Origin of the sequence: Parabacteroides sp. AD58, from assembly GCF_023744375.2 — a bacterium.
GTDB lineage: Bacteria > Bacteroidota > Bacteroidia > Bacteroidales > Tannerellaceae > Parabacteroides > Parabacteroides absconsus.
This window is the reverse complement of sequence record NZ_CP146284.1, coordinates 2692828-2719010: the sequence shown is the minus strand read 5'-3', so window position 1 is coordinate 2719010 and position 26183 is coordinate 2692828. Positions and strand designations below refer to the sequence as shown.

Here is a 26183-nt window from a genome sequence, read left to right as displayed (position 1 = left end):
ACAAATATGGAACAGAAGGGAAATATCCGCATAGAAGAATTACTTCCTCGGTACTGCGATGGGAATGTGACAACAGAAGAAAGATATTTGGTAGAAGAATGGATAGCAGAATCAGAAGAGCATCAAAAAATTGTTCGCCAAATGTATTTAATTAACCTGTCGGCCGACACACTTTCGGTGATGAATCGTGTACAGCCGGAAAAAGCCTTGCAGAAAGTAAATCGCCGTATTCTGCAGTCTGAGGCAAAACTATGGCTACACCGAATTGAACGGGTGGCAGCAATCTTATTTCTCCCATTACTCGGTTTGTACTGGTTCTTTCCATATACAACTGAGAAAGAAGTCCGCTGGCTAACCGTGAAGACCAATCCCGGCATGACCACCCAACTGACCTTACCGGACGGTTCTCATGTTTCCCTGAATTCCGAATCATCCATATCTTTCCCGGAGGTATTCATCGACCAGACACGTAACGTAAAGCTTTCCGGGGAAGCCTATTTTGAAGTTACCAAAAATCCGGAACAACATTTTATTGTATCGACTCCACACCAGGCAGTCGTAGAAGTATTAGGCACATCCTTCAATGTAGAAGCATTTGCTCACGATTCTACCATTGCCACTACTCTAGTAGAAGGAGCCGTCCGCTTCAAATATGAAGGGAAAGAAGTAGCCATTCATCCCGGAGAAAAGATTGTATATAACCGCCTTAGGAAACAATATGAAACCTTCAAGACCAATGGAGTCTCGGAATCTTCTTGGAAAGACGGAAAACTGATCTTCAGTAATACACCTTTTAACGAAGCCCTTCACATGCTGGAGAAACGTTATTATGTTCAATTCAAAGTGTCCAATCCTAAATACCAACAAGATGCATTCACCGGCACATTCACCAATCAGCGCTTAGACCGTATCCTTGAAATTTTCCAAATTTCATCGCATATCAAATGGCGTTATATTACTTCTCAAGATAAATCAGAGAAGAAGCAAATTATTGAAATCTACTAAAAACAATCAAGGCGAAAAAAATTATATAAAAAAGTTGTCATTTCGTTTAGGAATCTCTTTCTTTCGTTTGTCTTACATATAAAGAGAATAAAACTTAAATATTAAACTTAAATCATTTACATCATGAAAATGGAATCTTCTTAAAAACACACAGGGAAAATGACCTACCTTTCCCCCGTATGAAATGAATTAGTTAACCGGTTTGTTTGACGACAAGTCATTAAATCATTTTTCACCTCAAAAGCACACAAACTTATGCAAAAAAATCGCAAAACACCTTTATCTCCGGTAAAAAAGTCTTTCCAAACGACTTTTGAGAAAAGAACTCCGATTCTTATGAAATCATTATTTTTTGCCTGTTTGATTGGATCGGCAGGAATAGTTCAAGCAACTAATACATACGCTCAGACTACCACGATTAGTCTTAATGTAGAAAATCTCACAGTTGGAGAAATTCTTCAGCAAATTGAAGAAAAAACAGATTTCTCATTTTTTTACAACAACCGTCATGTAGATCTGAACCGCAGAGTATCGGTTTCAATGAACGAAACCAATATCTTCAACATTTTAGATGCCATCTTCACAAATACAGATGTCATCTATAAAGTTGTGGATAAACGTATTGTATTAACTCAAAAAGATGAGTCTTACCCCAGTATTCAACAAACTACCAAGAAAATTACTGGCACTATATTTGATGATGATGGTACACCCGTTATTGGAGCTAATGTAATGGTCAAAGGGACAACTAACGGAACCATTACTGATATGAATGGCAAATTCTCATTAGATGTAGAAGAAGGAGCCGTCTTACAAATCTCTTATATTGGTTACGCAAACCAAGAAATTATAGTAGGAAATCAAACCAACCTCTCTATAGCATTGAAAGAAGATGCTGAAGCTTTGGATGAGTTAGTAGTTATAGGATATGGAACTGCTCGAAAAATCGATTTGACAGGTTCAACATCATCTTTAGGAGGAGAAAAGCTACAAATGCGAAATTCTCCTCAATTATCTAGTCAACTACAAGGACAAATGGCGGGTGTCCAAATAACCCGTTCAAGTGGAGACCCTTCTGCTGGTTCTACTATCCGAGTACGAGGTGTTACGACTTTATCTACAAATGACCCGTTAATTATTATCGATGGTGTTCCTGGAGAAATTAACGATGTAGCACCTGAGGATGTAAAGGATATTCAAGTACTTAAAGATGCTGCTTCTGCTGCCATTTATGGTTCACGTGCTGCAGCAGGTGTTGTTTTGATTACAACCAAACGAGCTAAAAATAAAGATTTCCATCTTTCTTATAATGTTGAGTATGGAATTGATGCCCCAACTGCTGTCCCCAAATTTGCAAATGCTGTGCAATGGATGACAGGGTATAATGAACTTGCATATAATGATGGAGCTTCATCACTAAATTCAGCTTATTCTGAAGACTTGATTCATAATTATGCTCAACTACGAGCTGAGAATCCAGATTTGTATCCAGATACAGATTTCTTAGATTTAGCATTGAAAAAAACAACACATCATCAGCGCCACTCTTTTTCACTCAGCGGTGGTACAGAAAAGCTAAAAACTAACTTCAGCCTTAATTATTATGAATCAGAAGCTTTATATAACAATAAAGATTATGAGCGTTTTAATGTTCGATCAAACAATGACTATACAATAAATGATTGGATTCATGCAAACGTAGATTTGAACTTACTTTACTCGCAAACCAATACTCCACATACTAGCATGTATAGCTATATGTTTTCGGCCCCTATTTACAATGCTTTTTGGGCTGACGGCAGCTATGCAGATGGGAAAGACGGTGACAATCCTATAGCACAGCAAGATTTAAGTGGAATAAATAAATCTGAATATTATCGGGCTGGAGGTAAAATCCAATTAGATCTTACTCCCGTTGAAGGCTTAACGCTTACTGCCGTTGCAGCTCCACGGTATACTTTTAATAAAGGCAAAGACCATAAAACGGCATATGATGTATACCGGATTAATGGTGATGCAATTCCTGGAGTGGGTTACTCTTCTACAAGCCTAAATGAGACACGTAATGACACTCGTAGCCTGACAATGCAGTTTTATGCCAACTATAAATTCCAAATAAAGCGGCATTCTATTGGCTTAATGGCTGGTTACGAAGATTATTCTTACAAATGGGAAAACGAAGGCGCTTCAAGGACTAATTATACATTGAATAATTTCCCTTATTTAAATTTAGGTCCGGAAGACTACCAATATAACAGTGGAAGTGCAGGGCATAATGCCTATAGATCATTCTTTGGTCGTATCATGTATTCATGGGCCGATCGGTATATGTTACAAGCCAATATTCGTTCGGATGGTTCCTCTCGTTTCGCGGACGGACATCGTTGGGGAACTTTTCCTTCGGTCAGTGCCGGTTGGGTAATTTCTGAGGAACCTTGGTTTAACAAGAATGTTGTAAATTATTTAAAGCTTAGAGGTTCTATAGGACAATTGGGTAATGAACGTATCGGTTCTGAATTTCCATATCAAGCAAAACTTACTTTTGGAACAAACTTTTTACCCAATATGTCTACAGGAACTGCAGATGTTGTACAAACAGCTTATCAAACAGACTATGCATTTAATGATATTACATGGGAAACAACAACTACTTATGGTCTAGGAACAGACATTACACTTTTAAACAATCGCCTACGAGGATCTGTTGACTATTACTATAAAAAGACCGTTGATATGCTAATGCAAGTCGGTTTCCCATCGTATTTTGGTTATAATGCCCCACAAAACAATGCGGCCGATATGAATACTAAAGGATGGGATCTGGAACTTTCATGGAGTGATCAGATCAATGATTTCCGTTATGGCGTTAGTTTCAATCTTTCTGATTATCGTTCTAGAATGGGTTATATGGCCGATCGACAAAATATTGATAATAATAAAATAACAGAAGAAGGATCATATTATCAAGAATGGTATGGATATAAAAATTTAGGGATAATCCTAAATGAAGCTGCAATGTATGACGAAAATGGGAATAAAATTCCCGTATTAACGAACAATGATTCAGCAGGAAATATCCGCTACCAAGATATTAATGGAGATGGTATTATAACTGCGTCTGGAGATCGCGTTCGTTTGGGTAATTCCTTACCTGAAATGCAATATGGCGGATCACTTTGGGCTGAATGGAAAGGATTTGACTTTAATTTGTCTTTCCAAGGCATAGGACATCAATTAGTTTATTGGTCATGGGCCGATAAACCATATAACAATCAAGCTTATGCATGTCCTTTGAATTTAATAGAAAGCCATTGGAGTCCAACAGCAACAGATGAGGAAAATGCAAAAGCAAAATATCCGAAACTAACAACTAATGATGCTAATATTTATGCCAACAGTGATTTCTATCTATTTAATGGTGCATATATGCGTATCAAGAATATCTCTTTAGGCTATACAATTCCGTCAAATATTACTAAGAAGTTTTTTGTCAATAAATTAAGGGTTTACTTCAGTGCCAATGACCTCCCAGCTTTCTCTAAATATCCGGAAGGTTATGATCCAGAATGGGACCGCAGTAGTGATCTTATCACATCTTCTTATATATTTGGTCTTAATGTATCATTTTAATTAAAAACAGCAATATGAATATAATAAATAAATTTTTAACAACAGGGATCATAGCTCTTTGCTTGACATCCTGTGCTGATCTTGATTTAAATCCTCTGTCTGAAGGATCAAGTGAAAATTGGTATCACGACGAAACCGAAATCGAAATGGCTCTTAATGATTTATGGCGTCCAGACTTTTTCCCTATTGATGCTATCTATTGGGATGACGATTTATTAAATAGAAATGGCTCCAATGAAGTGACATTAGGGACCATAACTTCACAATGGGGAGAAGCTTCAACCCGCTGGAATTCTCTTTATAAGGCAATAGCCCGAGCTAACAAAATTTTGCAAGCTTTGGATAATGGAACAGCAAGCGGGCTAAGTGAAGCAAAAATTAACCAATATAAAGGTGAGGCTTATTTCATGATTGGATTTGCTTATTGCGAATTAGCCACATATTATGGCGATTGTGTATTAAATAAAGGAATGACATTGGAAGAAGCATATACTGCTGTTCGTACCCCTAAAAGTGAAATCTTGGCTTACGCCTATGAGTGCTTAGATAAAGCAGCAGAATATTTACCTACTTCATATACTGGGCAACAACGTCCTACTAAAGGAGCCGCTCTTGGTTTCAAAGCTCGTTTTGCTCTTTTCCACGAAGATTGGGAAATAGCTATTGATGCAGCTGAAAAATGTATGAATTTAGGCGTCTACAAATTACATGACAACTATTTAGAAATGTTTAAAGCCAACAGTTCTCCTGAATTTATGTTTTACTTTAAAGGAGATCTAACCTTGAAAAAAGGTTATGGATTTATGGCAAATGTTAGAGATTTTGCTATCCGCAAAGTTGGAGGGCATTGTAACCAGAGTCCCTCACTAGAGTTGTTCTGTTCATATACTTGTACTGACGGACTTCCTATTGATGAATCACCCCTATATAACCCAAAAGATCCATTTGTTAATCGAGATCCTCGCCTTACAATGTCTATTCAGCCATTTAAGACCAAATATTCTGCCGATTATAAAGAATATGAACAGTCTAAAATAGATGGAACATTTCCTGAGAAGTATCCTGATTACATCACTCTTGGATATGAATATAACCCAAATCCTTATGCTAATAAGGTATATGAAGTATCTTCAGGGCAAATGGTCTTAAGTACAGACTCTAAGGCATCCAATCAGCATTCTGCTTATAATGGACTCATCATACGCAAATTTGTTAAAGATGATTGGAAAGACTTTAACAATCATGGTTTAGTTGCAGACAACTGTTATCCTTATCTTCGGTATGCTGAAGTTCTAATGACTTACATTGAAGCCAAAAATGAATTGGGGCAATGTACACAAGAAGACTTGGATAAAACTATTAATCTGATTCGAGAACGGGCTTATCGTGGTACAGGAATAAATTATCCTCGTGTCGAAATAACTTCACAAGCAGCATTACGTAAAATTATTCGAATGGAACGTCGCTCTGAATTTGCATTTGAGGGATTACGCTATCGCGACTTGTTACGTTGGCGCATAGCAGAAAAATCCCATAACAAATCTATGTATTATTTATCTCGTGCATGGTCTGGTTCAGCAGACTGGAATGGATTAACTGGAGATGAATCGAATCTGGTTTTATCTTCCGACTTCTTAACTATATTAAAAAATTGGGATGACGGAAACTTTCCAATCGGAGGTATTCCTGAGATCGATGAAGACGGATTACCAGATCTTTCACCGATGGAAAAAGCAGGATACATTACTACATTCTACAAAATGTCATTTGATCCTAATAAAAATTACCTATGGCCTATTCCAGCTGATGACATATTAGTTAATAGTAATTTAACTCAAAATGAAGGATATTGATGCAGGCTTAATCATCTATAAATAAAACATCATATGATGTTTAGTTGAATTTAAGGCCCTAGTTACATATCTGTTTAATTATTACTTATCAGATACTAACTAGGGCTAATTTATAATAATCAATTATGGCATAATAATATGAAAATAAAATATTTACTTATCATTTCCTCATTATGTTTGTTTATCTTTTCGTGTCATAGAGAGCAAACAACGAATCCTGTAATAGACGTTGATATCTGCGTTTATGGCGGTACATCTGCAGGAGTAATTGCAGCATATTCTGCACATAAAATGGGAAAATCTGTAGTTCTTATCGAACCTGGAAAATATTTAGGCGGAATGACAACAGGAGGATTGGGCATGACAGACATCGGGAATAAATATGCAGTTACGGGTTTAGCTCGTCTATTTTACAGACAAATAGGTAAACATTATAACAAATTTGAACAATGGACATTTCCACCAAGTGTTGCTACAAAAGTAATAAATCAGTTTGTAGAGGATGGAGATTTGAATGTTCTGTATAACAGACGCATCATTAGCTCTGTAGTCGAGAATAAAAACATTAAAGCTATCACCCTGGAATCTTCAAAAGAGTCAGATACAAAGAGCTTAATTGAAGTCCATGCCAAACAATTTATAGATTGTTCTTATGAAGGTGATTTAATGGCTAAATCAGGTGTTTCATATACAACTGGACGAGAAAGCAATGCCGAATACGGAGAAACTCTAAATGGCGTACAAATCTCATATTGGCATCAATTTCCCGACGGAATTGATCCTTATAAAATAGAAGGTGATTCTACAAGCGGTTTATGTTGGGGGATAAGCAATAATACGCTAAAAGAGAAAGGTTCTGGGGATAAATTAATCCAAGCCTATAATTTCCGTTTATGCTTAACGGATGTTCCGGAAAACCGAAGACCTTTTGAAAAACCAGAAACTTATGATCCGAGCAAATATGAATTATTGGCAAGGGCTTTAAAAAAAATGGAGCCTACTATAGATAATTTCTTATTATTCAATTGGGGAATAATGCCTGATCATAAATATGATGTAAACAATAAAGGACCATTATCCACGGATATGATAGGGATGAACTATGAATATCCGGAAGGCAGTTACGTAACACGGGAAAAAATATGGAAAGATCATGTAGAATATACAAAAGGATTACTCTATTTTATGACACATGATGAAAGAGTACCTGAACAATTGCGAAATAAAATCTCAGAATTCGGATGGGCAAAAGACGAATTTGTAGACAATGACAACTTTCCGACTCAACTATATATTCGGGAATCGAGACGTTTAATTGGCGAGTATGTTATGACACAGAAGAATTGTCAAGGAACTGTAACCGTTGATGATGGAGTTGGCTTTGGAGCATATGGAATGGATTCACATAATTGCCAACGTATAGTCATCAATGGGATGGTAAAGAATGAAGGAGATGTACAAGTTGGAGGCTTTTCACCCTATCCAATTTCATACAGAAGTATTGTACCTAAACAAAATGAATGTCAGAATCTTATTGTTCCAGTTTGCTTATCTGCAACGCATATAGCTTACGGATCAATAAGAATGGAACCTGTTTTTATGGTCTTAGGTCAGTCTGCTGCAATAGCTTCCTCTTTAGCTATTGATGACAAGAAAAGTGTGCAAAACATTGACGTACACAAGTTGCAGACTATTTTAGCAGATGATCCTTATTTAGACGGCTCAATTCCGGAAATACTGGTAGATGATACAGACTCGTTAAAAATTAAAATGACAGGAAACTGGTCTAATAAATCTGGGCACCAAAGCTATAAATCAGGTTACAAATTTGCAAATGGGAAAAATGCTTCATTTACATTTAACCCTGTTATTAAAGAATCAAGTAAATATGAGATTTATTTCTTCTGTCCATCTTTACCAGAGCAGGATATGCCTCAATCTTTATCATTCGAGATTAAGCATGCAGATGGAACTGAAATAAAACAAATAGACCTTTTGAATAATAAAAATTCATGGGTATCTTTAGGCGTTTATAATTGCTCAGAAGGTAAATCGTCTTACGTTAAACTTGCAACAACTCGACCAACGGACAGATTATTTGCAGACGCTGTTCTTTGGGTTCCACAACAATAATAAATTAAAACTATGATAACACGACGAGATTTCTTTAAGATTACAGCAGCAAGTGGAGCTCTTGCCGCTTTTGCCGATATAAAAGGGGCCAAAGCCACCATCAATAAAGTTATGCCTAATTCAGACTATTGCCTGGAACAAAAAAAAGAGATTCCTATAATAGCAGATGTTGACTTAATTGTAATCGGAGGAAGTTCAAGAGCTGTTGCAACGGCTACAGTTGCTTCAAAAAACGGATGTAGTGTGTTTCTAATAGCTTCATTACCCTACTTAGGGGATGACATTTGTGGATCATTCCTATGTGATGTTCAAGAAGGAGAGATATTACACACTGCACTATCAAGAAAACTCTTTTTTGGGAGAAAAGACTTTTGCCCATTATCTGACAAAACTATATTAGAAAAAGAGCTGATAGATAATGATGTTAAGTTTCTGTATAGTAGCTATGTTTCAGATGTTCTTGTTGAATCATCATCTGTGCTGAGAGGAGTAGTTATTGTAAACAGATCAGGACGTCAGGCTATCCGAAGTAAAATGATTATTGATGCTACACAAGATAGTATAGTTTCTTTAATATTAGATTTGCCACGTGAACAAAAAGGCAAAGGATTTATTGACTATTATTACACCGTTGTCGGTAATAAAGTCAAAGAAGAACCAGACTTCTTCTCATCTGAGACTCTTAAAGAATCCGCACTATCAAAAGGAGAAAAATATCCTATAATCCGATATAAATACCGGAACAACCAATCTTCTCATACGTATGAATCTCTAATGGAAATTGAGCAGTTATTACGTTCTAAAACCTGGGATCCAGATCAAGTAGATAGTTCTGATCAGTTGTGGTATATACCTGATCAGAATGTCATCTGTGAGAATTATTATCAAGATAATCCTTCATCCGTTCGCCAATATCCTTTAGATGCATTTCGCCCCAAAGGCATATCGAATTTATGGATATTAGGTCCTTGTGCTGGAATATCAAGAGATTGTGCAGAAAAGATTATGCGGCCAATACAAGCCATGTGGTTGGGGGAACTTTTAGGAGAACAGATTGCCTTAAGGGCAAATAAAATTCAAGTATCAAACAAATGTCAAATCTATTCGAAAAAAATCGAAGCATTAAATTTAGGTTCTATCGGAGAAAACTTGTCTCCTTTACGGCCAATCGTACAAAAGGAATTTGTATCCTCTGACGTTTCTGCACTACCTATTTTAGGTGAATACGATGTAGTCATTTTAGGAGGAGGAACAGCTGGAGCTTCCGCAGGAATTTCTGCAGCTAAACAAGGTGTTAAAACTATCGTTCTTGAATACTTACATGGATTGGGTGGTTTAGGCACTTTAGGTTTAATTGGCTGCTACTGGGATGGTTTCCGGGAAGGGTTTACTGCTGTCATTGATGAAGGCGTTCACAATATGGCTCCTTCTGATCATCCCCGGCAAGAAAAAGACTGGAGACATCGGAGTGTATCAGATTGGAAAATGGAATGGTACCGGAAAGAGTTATTAAATGCTGGAGGTAAACTATGGTTTGGTGTATTAGGCTGTGGAGCTTTAGTTGAAAACAATACTGTAAAAGGAGTCGTGATAACCACTCCTTTTGGGCGAGGCATTATCTTATCAAAAATTCTAATTGACAGTACTGGAAGCGCAGATATTGCTATCGCAGCAGGTGCTCAATATGAATATACGGGAGCTAAAACACTTGCCATACAAGGTGCCGGCGCTGGTATGCGCAACTTAGGAGATTCATATAACAATAATGACTGGTTGTTTATTGATGATACAGACATTTTAGATGTATCAAGAACTTTTGTACAGGCTAAAATTAAAATGGCCGGGAACTATGACATTGTAAAAATACCTCAAACGAGAGAACGTAGAAGAGTCATTGGAGAATATATTGTTTCCGTCTATGATGTACTGAATCATCGTCGCTATGCCGATACGATTTCATTCCATCAAAGTTCTTTTGACACTCACGGAATGATTGTTGATCCCTATTTTATACTATCTCCTCCAATGAAACGGCATGTAATCTACAATGCTGATGTTCCTCTTAGAAGTCTTCTTCCTAAAGGAATAGAAGGAATATTGACTACAGGATTAGGAGCAAGTGCAAGTCGGGATGCGATGCCTGTAATCCGGATGCAACCTTGTCTTCAAAATCAGGGTTACGCAGTTGGATATTTGTCTGCACAATGTGTAAAAAAAGGAAAGACACTTCGTACTATTGACATAAAAGCTATCCAAAAGCATTTGGTAAAAATAGGGAATTTGCCTGAGCGGGTTTTAACCGACAAGAACTTTAAAGCATTTAGCAATGCTGAAATGCGTCAGGCCGCAGATAATGTAACAGATAATTATAAAGGATTGGAAATATTACTGACTGATCCGACACGCTGTATTAAATTCATAAAGCAAAAGCTTCCTCAGACAAAGATTGATGAGGAAAAGGTTATTTTAGGAAGTATATTATGTATCTTAGGAGATAGTTCTGCAGCTGAATTTCTGGCCAATGCCATACAACAACAAGGACATTGGGACCAGGGTTGGCATTATACAGGAATGCATCAATTCGGAATGAGTTTAAGCCCATTAGATGCTTTAATTATGGCTTTAGGAAAAAGCAAAGCAGCCCAATATCTGTCTGTCGTCTTAAAAATGGCAGAACAATTGTCCCCAGAAGATTACTTCTCTCATTTTAGAGCGATATCAATGGCTACAGAGTCCATGAAAAGTAAAGATTCTGTTCCAATATTATATCAAATGTTAACGACACCGGGAGTTCGGGGACATTCCATAAAATCATATCGGGAAGCTTGTAATGATGTGGTCCCGGGAGATATTGATGTATCAACCCGAAATCTGGCATTAAAAGAATTACACTTGGCCAGAGCCCTATATTTATGTGGAGATAAAGATGGAACAGGCCAAAAGGTACTGGAACAATATGCCAAAGGTCTGCAAGGACATTATGCACGTTATGCTTATGAAGTTTTACAACTAAATATACAAAAATGAAAAGACTTGGTTTTATTATAATAGAATTGATAATATGCGTACAAATACTTTGTGCACAATCGTACTATGATTTAGTTATCATTGGAGGTAATCCGGGAGGAATTATGGCAGCTATTTCTGCAGCCAAATTAGGGCAAACTTCTGTTATTTTAGAACGGACAGAATATATTGGTGGTTTGCCAGCCAATGGGTTAGGAGCGACAGACATAGCAACAAGAAATGCTACAACAGGACTTTTCAAGGATTTTGTTGATAGAGTATACCAATACTATGTTTCCACTTATGGGGAAAAATCCTCACAAGTTCAATTATGTAGTAATGGATACCATTTCGAGCCCTCTGTCGCTACCACCGTTTTTCAAGACATGATAGCTGAACATAAAGATAAAATAACCATATTGACCATGCGTCAATTTGATTCAGATCCTAATAACCTCATAGTAAAAGACAATAAAATCAGCAAGATTATTGTTACCAACCGTATAACGGGTGATAAAGAGATTTACGAAGGTTCGGTCTTTCTTGATGCCACTTATGAAGGTGATTTAGGTGCAGCTGCAGGAGTTCCTTTCAGAGTAGGGCGCGAAGGGAAAGATGAATTTAACGAACCTGGCGCAGGCCGAGTATATAAATATTGGGGAGGAATTGAAGGTGAAGGTTCTACATTCCAAGGAGACAACGCTGTTCAGGCTTACAATTATCGTTTATGCTTGACAAATAATCCAAAGAACAGAGTCCTATTTCAAAAACCTAAAAATTATAATAGAGAAGAATATGCATCAATCATCAATGATGTTTGGACGGGACGTAATACAGATAAAGCGATGCAGTCCATAACACAAAAGATGATGGAAGAAAACAAAATCAGCATTCAAAAAGGAAATGAATCAAAATTACCAGGAGATAAGTGGGGAATAGCCAAAGCCACCAATATTGTGCATTTACCGAATATGAAAAGTGATGCAAATAATCAGCATGGGGTATTTGTATCCACCGATTTACCTGAAGAAAATTGGCCTTGGCCCACTTCTTCATGGGAATGGAGAGATAAATTTGCCAAACGCTTGAGGGAATATACAGAAGGCTTGTTCTACTTTATCCAAAATGACCCAGAACTTCCTGACCAATTCATCCAGAATACCCGTGAATGGGGATTAGCTAAAGATGAATATACGGATAACGGGAACTTTCCACGCCAAGTATATGTCCGTGAAGGACGCAGGTTTGAAGGCTTATATTTCTTCACAGCTCATGATGCATTGCCTGTTAGTATTGGATCTCGCCCACCTATACATCAACAAAGCATTACGGCCAGTCATTATGCTTTAGATTCTCATGCTGTCAGGAAAAGAGAAGAAGGACGTATCCATCTGGATGGTTTTCTAAGTTACCCGACTGCAGTTTATACAGTGCCTTTTGGAGTAATGGTTCCCAAGTCTGTCGATAATTTATTACTACCGGTTCCTGTATCCGGATCTCATATCGGTTTTTCAACATTACGCATGGAACCATGCTGGATGGCTATCGGACAAGCAGCAGGAATTACGGCGTCAATATCAATTCAAGACAAAGTAAAAGTTCAAAATATCAACATTCAGAAATTACAGGACTATTTAATTGATCAAAATGCAACATTAATATATTACAAAGATGTTAACGTCAGCTCTGAAGATTTCAGAATGGTTCAATATATGGGACTTAAAGGTTATTTACCCGACTGGGAAGCTTGTTTAAACGATCCTATTGATAAAGAAACTTTTAATGCGTGGATGAAGCTATCAGGCATGAACTTGGATTATACATCCGGGAAAGTAACTCGCAAAGATATCTTATATAAGATATACCAGTTCTTACGAAGCAACGAATAATCCAAGCACGAGAACTTCCATTATCAATGGATATGCCACAATCGAAAGTGAATATGAGAATAGAGATTCTCACATGAAACAAACTTTCTTGATGCCGGGCACAGATTATTTCAGCCCATAAGATGGTGAATTGACTTGCCCTCCGCAGTTTACAATTCGTCCAAAAACTCGTACAGGATATAAATTGTGGAAGTTTATGGCAGAAATATCTTTTCTGATTATCATATCACCCGTTATCCAGAAGTTTTACTAATTTTGGCAGAAGCAACATTTGAAAAAGACAAATGCATAAAGATAACGGATTAAATATGCAAACCGAAATCAGAAGAGAATAAATCATAGAATTGACATTTGAGGGTTTCTGGCGAGCAGATTTAAGATTCCGGCTATTCACATCAAATGAATAGCCGGAACATTATAAAGAAACACTTATTAATTATAAAGATATGTCATTCAAAAGTTTAAGTTCTTATATTGGGATATTGCTTATTTTTAGTCTGAGTAGTTGTCATTTATCAACAAAAAAGGACGACATTTCAAAAACCCAGGCTCCACGAATTATCAACATCATTAATTTTATCCGACAAACAGACTATCGGATAGAAAATTCTGACTCATTATTATATCAAACAGTAGAAGAACAATTAAATCTCATCAACCGATATAACCTGCCTGCAACATTCTTGTTACAATATGATGCATTAATCAAACCAGAGTATCAACAACTATTAAAATCTCAATTAAACCAACAATCGGAAATAGGAGGTTGGTTCGAAATCACACAACCGCAGGTAGAAGATGCAGGATTGGAATGGAGAGGTGAACATTCATGGGTTTCTCACGCCAATATTGCGTTCAGTACAGGATACACAAAAGACGAAAGAGAGAAATTAGTTGACGTGTACATGGAAAAATTCAAGGAAATATTCGGGGAATATCCAAAATCGATGGGTTCATGGTACATCGATGCACATACCCTTAATTATATGTATGAAAAATACGGCATAATAGCTTCTTGCAACTGCAAAGATCAAATCGGGACCGATGGTTATACGCTTTGGGGCGGATATTGGAACCAAGCGTATTATCCAAGTAAACTAAATGGATACATGCCAGCCCAAAGCCAAGAACAGCAAATTCCCGTTCCTGTATTTCGTATGCTTGGAAGTGACCCGATCTATCAATATGATGATGGATTAGGAAACGACAGACAAGGTGTGATCTCGTTAGAACCGGTATATACACAAGCAGGGAAAAATAGAGCGTGGGTTCATTATTTCTTCAACGCGATAGTTGACCAACCCTGTCTGGCATTCAATTATGCGCAGGCCGGACAAGAGAATTCTTTTACCTGGGATGCAATGAAAGATGGACTTGAAATGCAGATTCCTATCATTGACTCTCTCCAAAGAACCCAGAAGGTACAAGTATTGACATTAGCTGAAACCGGAAAATGGTTTAAAGAAAAATTCTCTATAACTCCGGCAACTGCAGTAACCGTATTAAATGACATTAGGAATGAGAATAATAAAACCGTCTGGTTTAATAGCCGATATTACCGTGCTAATTTACTTTGGAAAAATCAGGACTTCAGTTTCAGAGATATTCACTTATTTGATGAACGTTTTAAATCCCAATATGTAGATAAACCAGGTGAAAGCAGCCAATTTTTCTTCTATACGTTACCGATGGTCGACGGATATATGTGGAGTACTCCTGAAGATCGTGCTGGAATGCAAATTGTTCAGCATAGTGCATCCGGAGAGAAAAAGGTGGTCCGGCTCAATCCTCCTACAATAACTGAACCCGATACTAAAACATTGGTAGTAACTTGTACAGACGTGGAAAACCATTCTTTCAAGATGACTTTTACAGAATCAGATTTTGAAATAACTTGCGATACAAATGACAAAGATTTCAGATGGAGTTTAGACTTGCATACAGCCTCATCTGAACTTCCTTTCAAAGAAATTGAAGGACAAAATATCATGGCAGATTTTCAAGGATTTAAATATGTCATTCGTTGTTTGGATGGAAAACCGGAAATATCCGGCGACTGTGCATTACGTATCTCTCCGGTACAAAATCGAATAAAAATTGATTGCACCAATAACCGATAAACATAGATATAAACATGAAAAAGAAAAGAATACATAATCTTTGTCGTTGCTTGCTGAGCCTGCTACTAATAGGTTCAAGTCTGTATATCCATAAAATATCAGCGACTGAAAATCAGGGTCAGCCTCTTCAATTAAAAGGTGGCAGATTTGTAACTTTGTGCATTATGATTCGCACCTCTCCATGGGAAGTTTCCCGAGATGTAAAGCTGCATCCCCGTGATGAAGGAAATTGGCATTCACTCGAACAAGTAAAGGCTTTACGAGAGGCTTTTGCCAAAAATAATCCGGATGGAAGATTAACATGGGGTTTTACATTGAATGCGTTGGAAGATCAACGGCCTAATTACCAGGAGATACGGGATTTTGCCGTAGAATGCCAGAAAAAATATGGAGATGAAATATCTTATTTCCCAGGATATTTCCCGGCCATGTATTTACCTCGAGAAAGAGTTAATAAAGAAATGTCTGAAGCTATTCATGAAATTTCAGAAATGGTTGGAAATGGATACCGACCCAAATGTATCATGGGTGGCTTTCTGTCGGCCGATAACTTGAAATACTTAGCGGAAAAAGAGAATATACATGTTGCCCATGCTGTTATATGGAGCCAGCACAGTATTGATGGAGGTGGAGCCGACGGTTCTCCATCATATCCTTATTATCCGTCAACACAGCACTTTTGCAAACCTGCACAAAGGAAAGATGATTTTATTGATTGTGTGAACTTAGACGGATGGACAATGGATTTCATTTGTGCACGGCAAGCCGGACAAAAAGGTCATGCGATTACAGAATATAACAGCCGCAGAGGCGTCGGGCCCATTGAAACTTATAAAGGATGGGGACTGGATTTAGGTCACTATGAAGTCATGCATACTCAATCCATCCATTTTGATAAAGGAGTCGAATTAAACGGTTTCGGTTGGGTCACCAACATTTGGGAAGCTCAGATGTATTATGAGTTTGGAAAAGAGTTTATCTGTCAGGCCATGGAGAAATGGGTAACTGATACCAAAAAACGATGGCCCGATGTTCACTTTGTTACTTTTGGCGAATTCGGAGAATTATGGCGCTCCGAATACAAATCCAATGATGATTGGAATTATAAATTCGAAGAACGTGGTTCAGGATTTGGAGATTCCTACAATAACTTAGAAATAAAATGGTTCATGAACAAAGAATTCCGTTTAGCTTTATTGCGAGACTGGCATAAAGAAGGTTCTCCAACTTACGTCATCGATTTTACCCGCTATGATTTACCAGCCCATGAACCCGCAGATCCTTCTCCAGAATATCCTATAAAAGACTGGAGCTTAATGAACGTAATCAACCAAAAAGGATTACGGGAACAAGATAAACCAAGGCAGTTAAATGAATTAAATCCTACAGATCAGGATTTAATCAAGAATTTTTATCCGGAATTATTTAAACTTGAGTTCAACTTATAAATGCAACTTTTTGGGTGCGGATAATAAGCAATAAAAACATTTATTTTTCAGAGAGGAAAGAGAGACAATGTCCCCCTTTCTCTCACTCTGAATGGATAAAGTTTGCTATCTTTGCTTTAATTGTCCGTCCAAAGAAAAAAAAGTTGCAGATGAGCAAACATATAACCGAGGAACAAAGGTATGCAATTTCTATGATGTTGCAAATACCGATGAGCAAAAAAGCAATAGCGGAAGCTATCGGAGTAGATAAAAGCACTGTTTACAGGGAGATAAAGCGCAATTGCGACGCCCGAAGTGGTAGCTATAGCATGGAGCTTGCCCAGCGAAAAGCAGACAGGCGCAAGCAGCAAAAACATCGCAAGGAAGTGCTTACACCGGCAATGAGAAAACGGATAATAAAGCTGTTGAAGAAAGGATTCAGCCCGGAGCAGATTGTCGGCAGGAGCCGCTTGGAGGGAATTGCGATGGTATCTCACGAAACGATATATCGCTGGATTTGGGAGGATAAGCGGCGGGGTGGCAAACTGCACAAATATCTTCGCAGACAAGGTCGCAGGTATGCCAAACGTGGTTCTAAAAATGCAGGGCGAGGATTTATCCCAGGCAGGGTGGATATTGATGAGCGTCCCGAGATAGTGGAACTGAAGGAGAGATTTGGTGATTTAGAGATAGATACAATTATTGGTAAGAACCACAAAGGTGCCATTCTTACCATTAACGACAGAGCAACAAGCAGGGTCTGGATACGCAAGTTGTCGGGAAAAGAAGCCATCCCGGTAGCTAAGATTGCAGTATGGGCACTGCGGAAAGTGAAAAACTTAATACACACAATTACGGCTGACAATGGAAAGGAGTTTGCAAAGCACGAGGAAATTGCGCAAAAATTGGAAATAAAATTCTATTTTTGCAAACCATACCACTCATGGGAACGTGGTGCCAATGAAAACACCAACGGGCTTATCAGGCAGTATATCCCAAAGGGTAAGGACTTTAGTGAAGTAACCAACAAACAGATTAAGTGGATTGAAAATAAACTCAATAATCGACCTCGTAAAAGACTTGGATACCTCACGCCAAACGAAAAATTTAAACAAATTATTAATCAGAATTCTGTTGCATTTGCAAGTTGAATTCAGCAAATAATAGGTAAGTTTCATGAAAAAATGCAGGAGCTATATTTATTTCAATTCTATATAAATATAATTCCTGTATAATATACGATATATTCTTTAATTCACCATTGTGATGTAATTAAATTATATAAGTGAATTAATCACATCACAATGGTGAATTAATTGATTCATATAGGCGAATTAATTAAATTGTAATAGGGAAAATATGAGATTTATCCTGTAAAACAACAATTTATTATGGATTCAGGACAAAGGTTTACAATAACTTTTCCCCTTATTTCATTTCTTCTTCAAACGAGCCATTCATAAGAATCAGAAAATCAAAAAACAAATCGGGAATTTGATTTTTTCTTTCGGATACGTATCTTTGTGGTAATTGTTCTTAAGCACGTGTAAGACTTGGGGAAATATGGAATGGAGTTGTGAAGAAGACATCATCCGTGATCTGCAACACGGAGACAGGAAGGCTTATTCTTTTCTGTTCAAGAAATATTATCCCTTGCTATGTGCCTATTGTTCGCGTTTTGTTTCACTGGAAGATGCTGAAGAGATTGTACAAGACACCTTGTTCTGGTTATGGAAGAGCCGGGAAGAGATCTGTATCAACAAGTCATTGGGGCAGTATCTGCTACGGACGGTTTATCATAAAGCCCTGAATCAGATTGAACACCAGAAGGTTCAGGCAAATGCCGAAACTATTTTCTACGAACAAATGCAATACCTGTTGCATGACACCGATTATTATCAGCTGGAAGAACTGAAGAAAGTGATGAAGCAGGCCATTGAAGCGCTGCCGCCCACTTATCGGGAGGCATTCGTCATGCACCGCTTCCAGCAGATGAGCTATAAGGAAATAGCCGACCAGCTGCATGTCTCAACCAAAACGGTAGATTACCGCATCCAGCAGGCCCTAAAACAATTACGGGCAGACCTGAAGGATTATCTTCCACTACTTGTTTTGTTATCGTTGCATTAAAAACAAATTTTATACATAAACAGCTTATATCTATAAATTTATCTGTGTATATTTGCATATGCCAACTTCGTGTTGGCACTAATCGTGTTTTTATAACTTAATTCAATAGAACTAGTATGCAGACAAAGGTTTTAGCTTTAGCTTTAGCCTCATGTATGACATTCAGTACAACTTCGGCTCAGAACAACGAAGGGAAAAAGATGAAAGCCTACATGGTGGCCGATGCCCATTTGGACACACAATGGAACTGGGATATCCAGACAACCATCAAACAGTATGTATGGAACACTTTAAGTCAGAATCTCTACTTACTCGACAATTATCCCAATTATGTATTTAATTTTGAGGGAGCGGTAAAGTATTCATGGATGAAGGAATATTATCCGGATCAATACGAGAAGATGAAAAAGTACATTGCCAACGGACGCTGGCATCTGACCGGTAGTGGCTGGGACGCCAACGAAACGGTGATTGTATCTCCTGAATCATGGTTACGTAATATCCTGTTGGGACAGAGCTTCTACCGTACGGAATTCGGGAAAGAAAGTACAGACATATTCCTGCCAGACTGTTTTGGATTCAGTTATTTCATTCCTACATTAGCTTCACATTGCGGACTGATCGGTTTCTCTACACAAAAACTCGGATGGAGAAACAATGCTTTCTTTGAAGGTGGGAAGAAATATCCGTTTACTATCGGACTTTGGCAGGGCATCGACGGCAGCCGCATCATGATGACTCACGGTTTCGGATACGGAGAAAGGTTTAAAGACAGCGATCTCTCTTCTAACAAGAGACTGATGAAAGAAATTTCTGAAAGTCCGCTCAACATGGTTTATCGCTATTATGGTACAGGCGATACAGGCGGCTCACCAAACCTGCCTTCTGTTCGTGCGGTCGAGAAGGGTATCAAAGGCCAGGGTCCGATCGAGATTATCAGTGCTACAAGCGACCAATTATACAAAGACTTTCTCCCGTATGAGAATCATCCGGAATTACCGGTATACGACGGTGAACTGTTTATGGATGTACATGGTACCGGATGTTATACCTCACAGGCAGCCATGAAACTTTACAACCGCCAGAATGAACAGTTAGGCGATGCCGCCGAACGTGCTTCCGTTGTAGCAGAATGGTTAGGACAGGGAGAATATCCGCAACGCGATCTTACCGAAAGCTGGAAGCGGGTGTTCCTGCATCAGTTCCATGATGACCTGACCGGAACGAGTATTCCGCGCGCATACGAGTTTTCATGGAACGATGAACTTATCTCACTGCAGCGTTTTTCAAAGAATCTGACCAACGCGGTCAGCGGAGTAGCCAACCGAATGAATACCAATGTATCCGGGACACCGGTTATCATATACAACACGCAGGCATATCCTGTTAGTAATGTAACGTCAATAACGCTTCCGGACATGGCAGTTTCCTATCATGTGACAGATGCCAAAGGACATAAAGTAGCTTCTCAGATAGTGACAGACTCCAAGGGAAACCGCAGCCTGCTCGTTGATGCAAGTGTACCCGGAACCGGATTTGCTGTATATAGTGTTAAGGCTGGCGGAAAAGCGGCTACTTCCGTATCGAAGGATGCCAATGTAATCGAGAACTCTGTTTATAAGGTTACAGTCGATAAACAAGGTAACATAGCTTCGCTTATCGACAAGCGTAACGGCAAGGAGCTTGTTGCTTCCGGTAAGTCTATAGGCCTCGTCGTGTTTGACGACTGCAAGTCGGAGGCATGGCCGGCATGGGAAATACTTAAACATACAGTCGACAAGGAACCAGTCATTATAAAGGAAAACGTAAGCGTGAAAATGGTTGAGAACGGTCCGCTGCGTAAGTCTCTGCTTATCTCCAAGAGTTATGGAGACTCAAAGATCAACCAGTACATTCGTCTGTATGAGGGAAGTCAGGCCGACCGCATCGACTTCTACAACGAAGTGGACTGGCGTTCGCTCAATGCACTGCTGAAGGTACAATTCCCGCTCAACGTAAGTAATGAGAAAGCGACTTACGATATCGGCTTGGGAAGTGTAGAACGTGGCAATAACCGCGACAACAGCTACGAAGTATATTCGCATGAATGGACCGACCTTACAGACCGTTCGGGCGACTATGGAGTAACTATTCTCAACGACTGTAAATATGGATGGGATAAGCCCAACGACAACACAATCCGTCTGTCGCTTCTCTATTCTCCGAAGCCGGGAAACGGTTATACCTATCAAGAACGTCAGGATTTCGGATACCACGAGTTTACCTACAGCCTCATTGGTCATGAAGGACGGCTTAATAAGGCAAATACAGTACAGAGAGCAACGGCCTACAACAGTCCGCTGCATGCTTTCGAATCGCCTAAGCACAAAGGTGATCTGGGACGTGAATTCTCTTTCGCATCATCAGATAACGACCATGTGATAGTCCGTGCGTTAAAGAAAGCCGAGAATGGCGACGAATATGTAGTACGTGTTTATGAAACAGCCGGAAAGGATACTCAGACCGCTACTATTTCTTTCGCTTCGAACATCGTAAAAGCGGTTGAAGCCGACGGAACAGAGAAGGAGATAGGCAGCGCATCATTCAGCGGTAACAAACTGAACGTAAATATCAAACCATTCAGCGTAAAGACCTACCGTCTGAAACTTGAAGGCAATGTTTCTGAAAAGGCCGGAACATGCTATGCAAATGCACAGAGCCTGGAACTTCCGTTCAACAAGAATTGTTTCTCACATAATGAATTCCGTTCAGCCGGCGACTTTGAAGGCGGTAACAGTTATGCGGCCGAACTCTTGCCAAAAGAAGGACTGACGGTAGACGGAGTACATTTCACTTTCGGCGAAATGGATACCTTCAACGGACTGGCTTGTCAAGGTGATACAATCAAATTACCGGCCGACGGCAACTATAATAAAGTATATCTGCTTGCGGCTTCATCGGCTGGCGACCGTACAGCTACCTTCACGGTCGGCAACAGCAAACAGACCGTGAATGTTCCTTATTACACAGGCTTCATCGGACAATGGGGACATGAAGGTCACACTCAAGGATATCTGAAAGATGCTGATATTGCTTATGTAGGAACGCACAGCCATTCGAGATTTGAAGACCGGGCATATGAATTCACTTATATGTTCAAATATGGCATTGATATACCAAAGGGCACTACAGAAATCATTCTTCCGACCGATAAGAATGTTGTCATATTTGCTGCAACTACCGTAAACGAAAGCAACACGGTCAAACCGGCAGGTGAGTTGTTCCGCACAAACAATAAGACAAATGAAGCGAATACACAGATGGCTCGTACCAATATACTCAAAGGCGCAAAGATCATTTCAGTATCAGGTGCCGTAAACGATAACGAAAGCGCCGAAAAACTGATTGATGGAGATATGGAAACCAAATGGTGCGACACGAACAACGCTCCCAACTATGTCGCTTTTGACTTGGGAAGTGAAAAGACTTTCAGCGGATGGAGAATTGTAAACGCAGGATCCGAAGAAACAAGCTACATCACTCGTGCATGTTTGTTGCAGGTTCGTAACTCACTTACGGAAGAATGGAAGACAGTCGACATGATCGACGGCAACAGAAACAACGACGTGGATCGTAACATCAAAGCGGCGAAAGCACGTTATGTACGGTTGTATGTAACCGGACCGGCACAGTCAGTCAATGAAAGTACAACACGTATATACGAATTCGAACTTTATCAATAAATCATACAGATAAAGAAAAAGGACTGACAGAGCGGCTGTCTTGCGGATATCGGCAAGACAGCCGCTGTTATTATATCACCGGACGAAAGATACATCAGACCAAAAATCAGTCGGAAATTTGAGTTTTCCAAACGGATACGTATCTTTGTGGAAATCATAGTTGACGGTTATAAAGCGATGCAGATACAATCACATATGCAGGCTTTATTACCAGAAAACGAGAGTTTCGGTATAGCAGTATCATCAATCCTCATAAATTATCATGACAAAACAAATTTATCTTTTCTTGCTGATCACTTTTTGCCTGATGTCTATCACCAACATACAGGCAGATATCAATCAGAAACCGTTTGTGATTCCCGAATTAAAGGAATGGAAAGGAGCAGACGGCGATTTCATTCCTACGAATACGACTCGTATCACTTACTCGGAAAAAGAGAATGGAAGCCGCCAGATAGCTGAACAACTGGCTGCCGATTATCAGACTATGTTTGGGAAACAGATTCAGGTTGTTGCCGGTAAAGGAAAAGCCGGAGATTTTGTCTTACAGCTGAAGGCTGACAAGAAGCTGGGAAATGAAGGATATGCCATCCAGATTAAAGACCGGGTGATTCTGACTGCACCTACTACTAAAGGACTTTTCTGGGCAACACGTACCTTGCTTCAGCTGGCAGAACAGGACAAACAGCAGGCATTGCCTAAAGGAGAAATCCGAGATTTCCCGGATTATGCCATCCGAGGTTTTATGTTGGACTGCGGACGAAAGTTTATCCCAATGTCTTTCCTTCGGGATTATGTCAGGATCATGTCGTATTATAAAATGAATACCTTCCAAATTCACTTGAATGATAACGCTTTCAAGCAGTACTTCGAACACGACTGGATGAAAACCTATGCGGCTTTCCGCCTGGAATCGGAGACTTTCCCCGGTTTAGCTGCTCCCGACGGACACTATACCAAGAAAGAATTCATCGAACTGCAATTACTGGCTGACAGCTTGGGCGTGGAAATCATCCCGGAAATAGATGTGCCGGCTCACTCGTTGGCCTTTACCCAATATTGCCCGGAAATAGGAAGTCAGGAGTACGGCTTGGACCACTTGGATTTATTTAACCCGAAGACATACGAATTTGTCGATGCTTTGTTCAAGGAATATTTGGAAGGAGAAAACCCGGTATTCCGAGGGCCACGCGTACATATCGGTACAGATGAATATTCCAATAAGAAGAAAGACGTCGTAGAGAAGTTCCGTGCCTTTACCGATCATTATATCCGTTATGTAGAAAGCTTCGGAAAACAAGCCTGCGTCTGGGGTGCTTTGACCCATGCTCAAGGCGACACGCCTGTCAAATCAGCAAATGTACTGATGTCGGCCTGGTATAATGGATATGCCGACCCGGCGGAAATGATGAAACAAGGCTATCAGCTAATCAGTATTCCGGATGACTTTTTATACATTGTTCCGGCAGCCGGTTACTACCATGATTACTTAGATACCGAACAACTTTACCGGGAATGGACACCGGCAAAGATAGGAAAAGCTGTATTCGATGAGCAGCATCCACAAATATCCGGAGGAATGTTCGCTGTATGGAATGATCATTACGGCAACGGAATATCCACCAAAGATATTCATGACCGTGCTTTTCCTGCCATGCAGACATTGGCCGTCAAGATGTGGACAGGCACAAGTACTGCTCTGCCTTACCAGGAATTCGATGCTGCCCGCATACATCTCAGTGAAGCTCCGGGCGTCAACGTAGCTGGTCGGGTAGGGAAGAAGCCCGCTTGTGTGATGGAACTGGCGCAAGTACAATCCGGACAAACGACTGAACTAAAGGAAATCGGTTATCCTTATTCCGTCTCTTTCGAAATCGAAGGAGCGAAAGAAGAACCTGGAACCGTCTTGTTCCGTTCACCCGATGCCGTGGTTTATCTGGCTGATCCGATTACCGGACGTTTAGGATTTGTACGTGATGGGTATCTGAATACCTTCAATTATTACCTTCCGGTAGGACAAAAAGTAAAGCTAACTATTTCGGGAGACAATAAACATACAGCATTATATGTCAACGACCAACTGAAAGACGATCTGACGATCCAGACACGTTGGTTCAACGAAGGAAAAGACAAGATGAGTTATGTCCGTACCTTGGTTTTCCCTCTGCAGAAAGCCGGACAATTCAACAGTCAGATCCACCAATTGAAGGTGTATAATTATTGGGTAAATGACTGAATAACTTCAGATATTCATAAATAAGACGATTAATCAAATTACAAAGGTAAAGCATGGAAACAAAGAGCTTGAATAAGATCATGTTCGATTCTTTACCTTTGTTCTTACCTTAACTAAATATTCTTATTCATATTTATATACTCCATTTTTAATCTCTAAAAAACAAAACTACCATTATGGCAAAAATTAAAGTTCAAAATGCAGAAATATCTGTCGTATCATACAATGACAATGACTATATATCGCTAACAGACATGGCCCGTAGCCAAATGCAAGACCATATTATCTTTCGATGGCTCAGTTTAAAAAGCACACTAGAATATATTGGAGAATGGGAAATCTTGTATAATCCTCATTTTAATTGTACCGAATTCGGTACAATTAAAAATATGGCGGGAAGTAATAGTTTCGTCCTTTCTGTGAAAACATGGATAGAACAAACTAATGCCATCGGTATTATCTCAAAAGCCGGACGATATGGAGGAACTTACGCACATCGTGATATTGCTTATCATTTCGGAATGTGGATAAGTCCACGTTTCCAACTGCTTCTAGTTAAAGAATACCAACGTTTGAAAGAACAAGAGCAAGCTCAAATAGGTTGGAGTGCTAAAAGAGAACTCTCTAAAATAAACTATCATATTCACACTGATGCTATAAAACAAAATCTTATTCCTCAAGAAATTACTCAAGCACAAGCAAATATGATTTATGCAAATGAAGCAGACGTTTTGAATGTAGCAATGTTTGGTATTACAGCTAAAGCATGGCGTGAACAGCATCCAGAACTTAAAGGAAATATTCGTGATTATGCTTCCATTAACGAACTTATTTGTCTCTCCAATATGGAAAACCTAAATGCAGTCTTTATAGAGCAAGGAATGCCTCAAAACGAACGAATACTTAAGCTCAATCAAATAGCTATTCAACAAATGAAAATACTTGAAGATGGTGGAAACAGGAAATTATTGAAATAAAAATATTCAATAAATAATTAAAATCCAGATAAATATAATCTATCTCACAATTTAT

13 protein-coding genes are annotated in these 26183 nt (G+C 39.1%); all 13 read left to right on the top strand.

What is annotated here, in order from left to right; all coding sequences use genetic code 11:
- Positions 1-6 precede the first annotated feature (6 nt).
- The 13 genes from NEE14_RS11615 (at position 7) to NEE14_RS11555 (ending at position 26128) form a co-directional block, all read left to right on the top strand.
- A complete protein-coding gene (locus NEE14_RS11615) occupies positions 7-1005 on the top strand; it encodes a FecR family protein (protein ID WP_251966628.1) in 999 nt (332 codons plus the stop codon).
- Between the two features lie 255 nt (positions 1006-1260).
- Positions 1261-4635, top strand: coding sequence for a TonB-dependent receptor (locus NEE14_RS11610; RefSeq protein ID WP_422394652.1), 3375 nt, complete (start codon positions 1261-1263; stop codon positions 4633-4635).
- Positions 4636-4649: 14 nt separating this feature from the next.
- Complete coding sequence (locus NEE14_RS11605; protein WP_251966627.1) at positions 4650-6488, top strand: RagB/SusD family nutrient uptake outer membrane protein; 1839 nt, start codon at positions 4650-4652, stop codon at positions 6486-6488.
- 138 nt (positions 6489-6626) lie between these two features.
- The gene (locus NEE14_RS11600) at positions 6627-8621 is read left to right on the top strand and encodes an FAD-dependent oxidoreductase (protein ID WP_251966626.1); all 1995 of its coding nucleotides are present in this window, start codon (positions 6627-6629) and stop codon (positions 8619-8621) included.
- A 12-nt stretch (positions 8622-8633) separates the two neighbouring features.
- Positions 8634-11648: an FAD-dependent oxidoreductase gene (locus NEE14_RS11595; RefSeq protein WP_251966625.1), complete on the top strand. Its 3015-nt coding sequence runs from the start codon at positions 8634-8636 to the stop codon at positions 11646-11648.
- On the top strand, positions 11645-13516 hold the full coding sequence (locus tag NEE14_RS11590) for an FAD-dependent oxidoreductase (protein ID WP_251966624.1): 1872 nt from the start codon (positions 11645-11647) through the stop codon (positions 13514-13516). Before NEE14_RS11595 ends, NEE14_RS11590 begins: the two co-directional genes overlap by 4 nt.
- A 446-nt stretch (positions 13517-13962) precedes the next feature.
- Positions 13963-15636 (top strand): hypothetical protein, encoded by a 1674-nt coding sequence (locus tag NEE14_RS11585; RefSeq protein WP_251966623.1) that lies wholly within the window; start codon positions 13963-13965, stop codon positions 15634-15636.
- Between the two features lie 14 nt (positions 15637-15650).
- Entirely contained in the window at positions 15651-17084 is a 1434-nt protein-coding gene (locus tag NEE14_RS11580; protein WP_338578728.1) for a DUF3863 domain-containing protein, read from the top strand.
- Between the two features lie 149 nt (positions 17085-17233).
- Positions 17234-18214 (top strand): IS30-like element IS4351 family transposase, encoded by a 981-nt coding sequence (locus tag NEE14_RS11575; protein ID WP_005794072.1) that lies wholly within the window; start codon positions 17234-17236, stop codon positions 18212-18214.
- A 412-nt stretch (positions 18215-18626) separates the two neighbouring features.
- Entirely contained in the window at positions 18627-19193 is a 567-nt protein-coding gene (locus NEE14_RS11570; protein WP_251966621.1) for an RNA polymerase sigma-70 factor, read from the top strand.
- Positions 19194-19309: 116 nt separating this feature from the next.
- A complete protein-coding gene (locus NEE14_RS11565; protein ID WP_251966620.1) occupies positions 19310-22915 on the top strand; it encodes a glycoside hydrolase family 38 C-terminal domain-containing protein in 3606 nt (1201 codons plus the stop codon).
- Positions 22916-23177: 262 nt separating this feature from the next.
- Positions 23178-25151, top strand: coding sequence for a family 20 glycosylhydrolase (locus NEE14_RS11560; RefSeq protein WP_251966619.1), 1974 nt, complete (start codon positions 23178-23180; stop codon positions 25149-25151).
- Positions 25152-25327: 176 nt separating this feature from the next.
- Positions 25328-26128 (top strand): KilA-N domain-containing protein, encoded by an 801-nt coding sequence (locus NEE14_RS11555; protein WP_251966618.1) that lies wholly within the window; start codon positions 25328-25330, stop codon positions 26126-26128.
- Positions 26129-26183 lie beyond the last annotated feature (55 nt).

Bases quoted from the DNA above. Each gene is read 5' to 3' on its own strand.
- NEE14_RS11615 (WP_251966628.1), top strand. From the start codon at position 7: ATGGAACAGAAGGGAAATATCCGCATAGAAGAATTACTTCCTCGGTAC.
- NEE14_RS11610 (WP_422394652.1), top strand. From the start codon at position 1,261: ATGCAAAAAAATCGCAAAACACCTTTATCTCCGGTAAAAAAGTCTTTC.
- NEE14_RS11605 (WP_251966627.1), top strand. From the start codon at position 4,650: ATGAATATAATAAATAAATTTTTAACAACAGGGATCATAGCTCTTTGC.
- NEE14_RS11600 (WP_251966626.1), top strand. From the start codon at position 6,627: ATGAAAATAAAATATTTACTTATCATTTCCTCATTATGTTTGTTTATC.
- NEE14_RS11595 (WP_251966625.1), top strand. From the start codon at position 8,634: ATGATAACACGACGAGATTTCTTTAAGATTACAGCAGCAAGTGGAGCT.
- NEE14_RS11590 (WP_251966624.1), top strand. From the start codon at position 11,645: ATGAAAAGACTTGGTTTTATTATAATAGAATTGATAATATGCGTACAA.
- NEE14_RS11585 (WP_251966623.1), top strand. From the start codon at position 13,963: ATGTCATTCAAAAGTTTAAGTTCTTATATTGGGATATTGCTTATTTTT.
- NEE14_RS11580 (WP_338578728.1), top strand. From the start codon at position 15,651: ATGAAAAAGAAAAGAATACATAATCTTTGTCGTTGCTTGCTGAGCCTG.
- NEE14_RS11575 (WP_005794072.1), top strand. From the start codon at position 17,234: ATGAGCAAACATATAACCGAGGAACAAAGGTATGCAATTTCTATGATG.
- NEE14_RS11570 (WP_251966621.1), top strand. From the start codon at position 18,627: ATGGAATGGAGTTGTGAAGAAGACATCATCCGTGATCTGCAACACGGA.
- NEE14_RS11565 (WP_251966620.1), top strand. From the start codon at position 19,310: ATGCAGACAAAGGTTTTAGCTTTAGCTTTAGCCTCATGTATGACATTC.
- NEE14_RS11560 (WP_251966619.1), top strand. From the start codon at position 23,178: ATGACAAAACAAATTTATCTTTTCTTGCTGATCACTTTTTGCCTGATG.
- NEE14_RS11555 (WP_251966618.1), top strand. From the start codon at position 25,328: ATGGCAAAAATTAAAGTTCAAAATGCAGAAATATCTGTCGTATCATAC.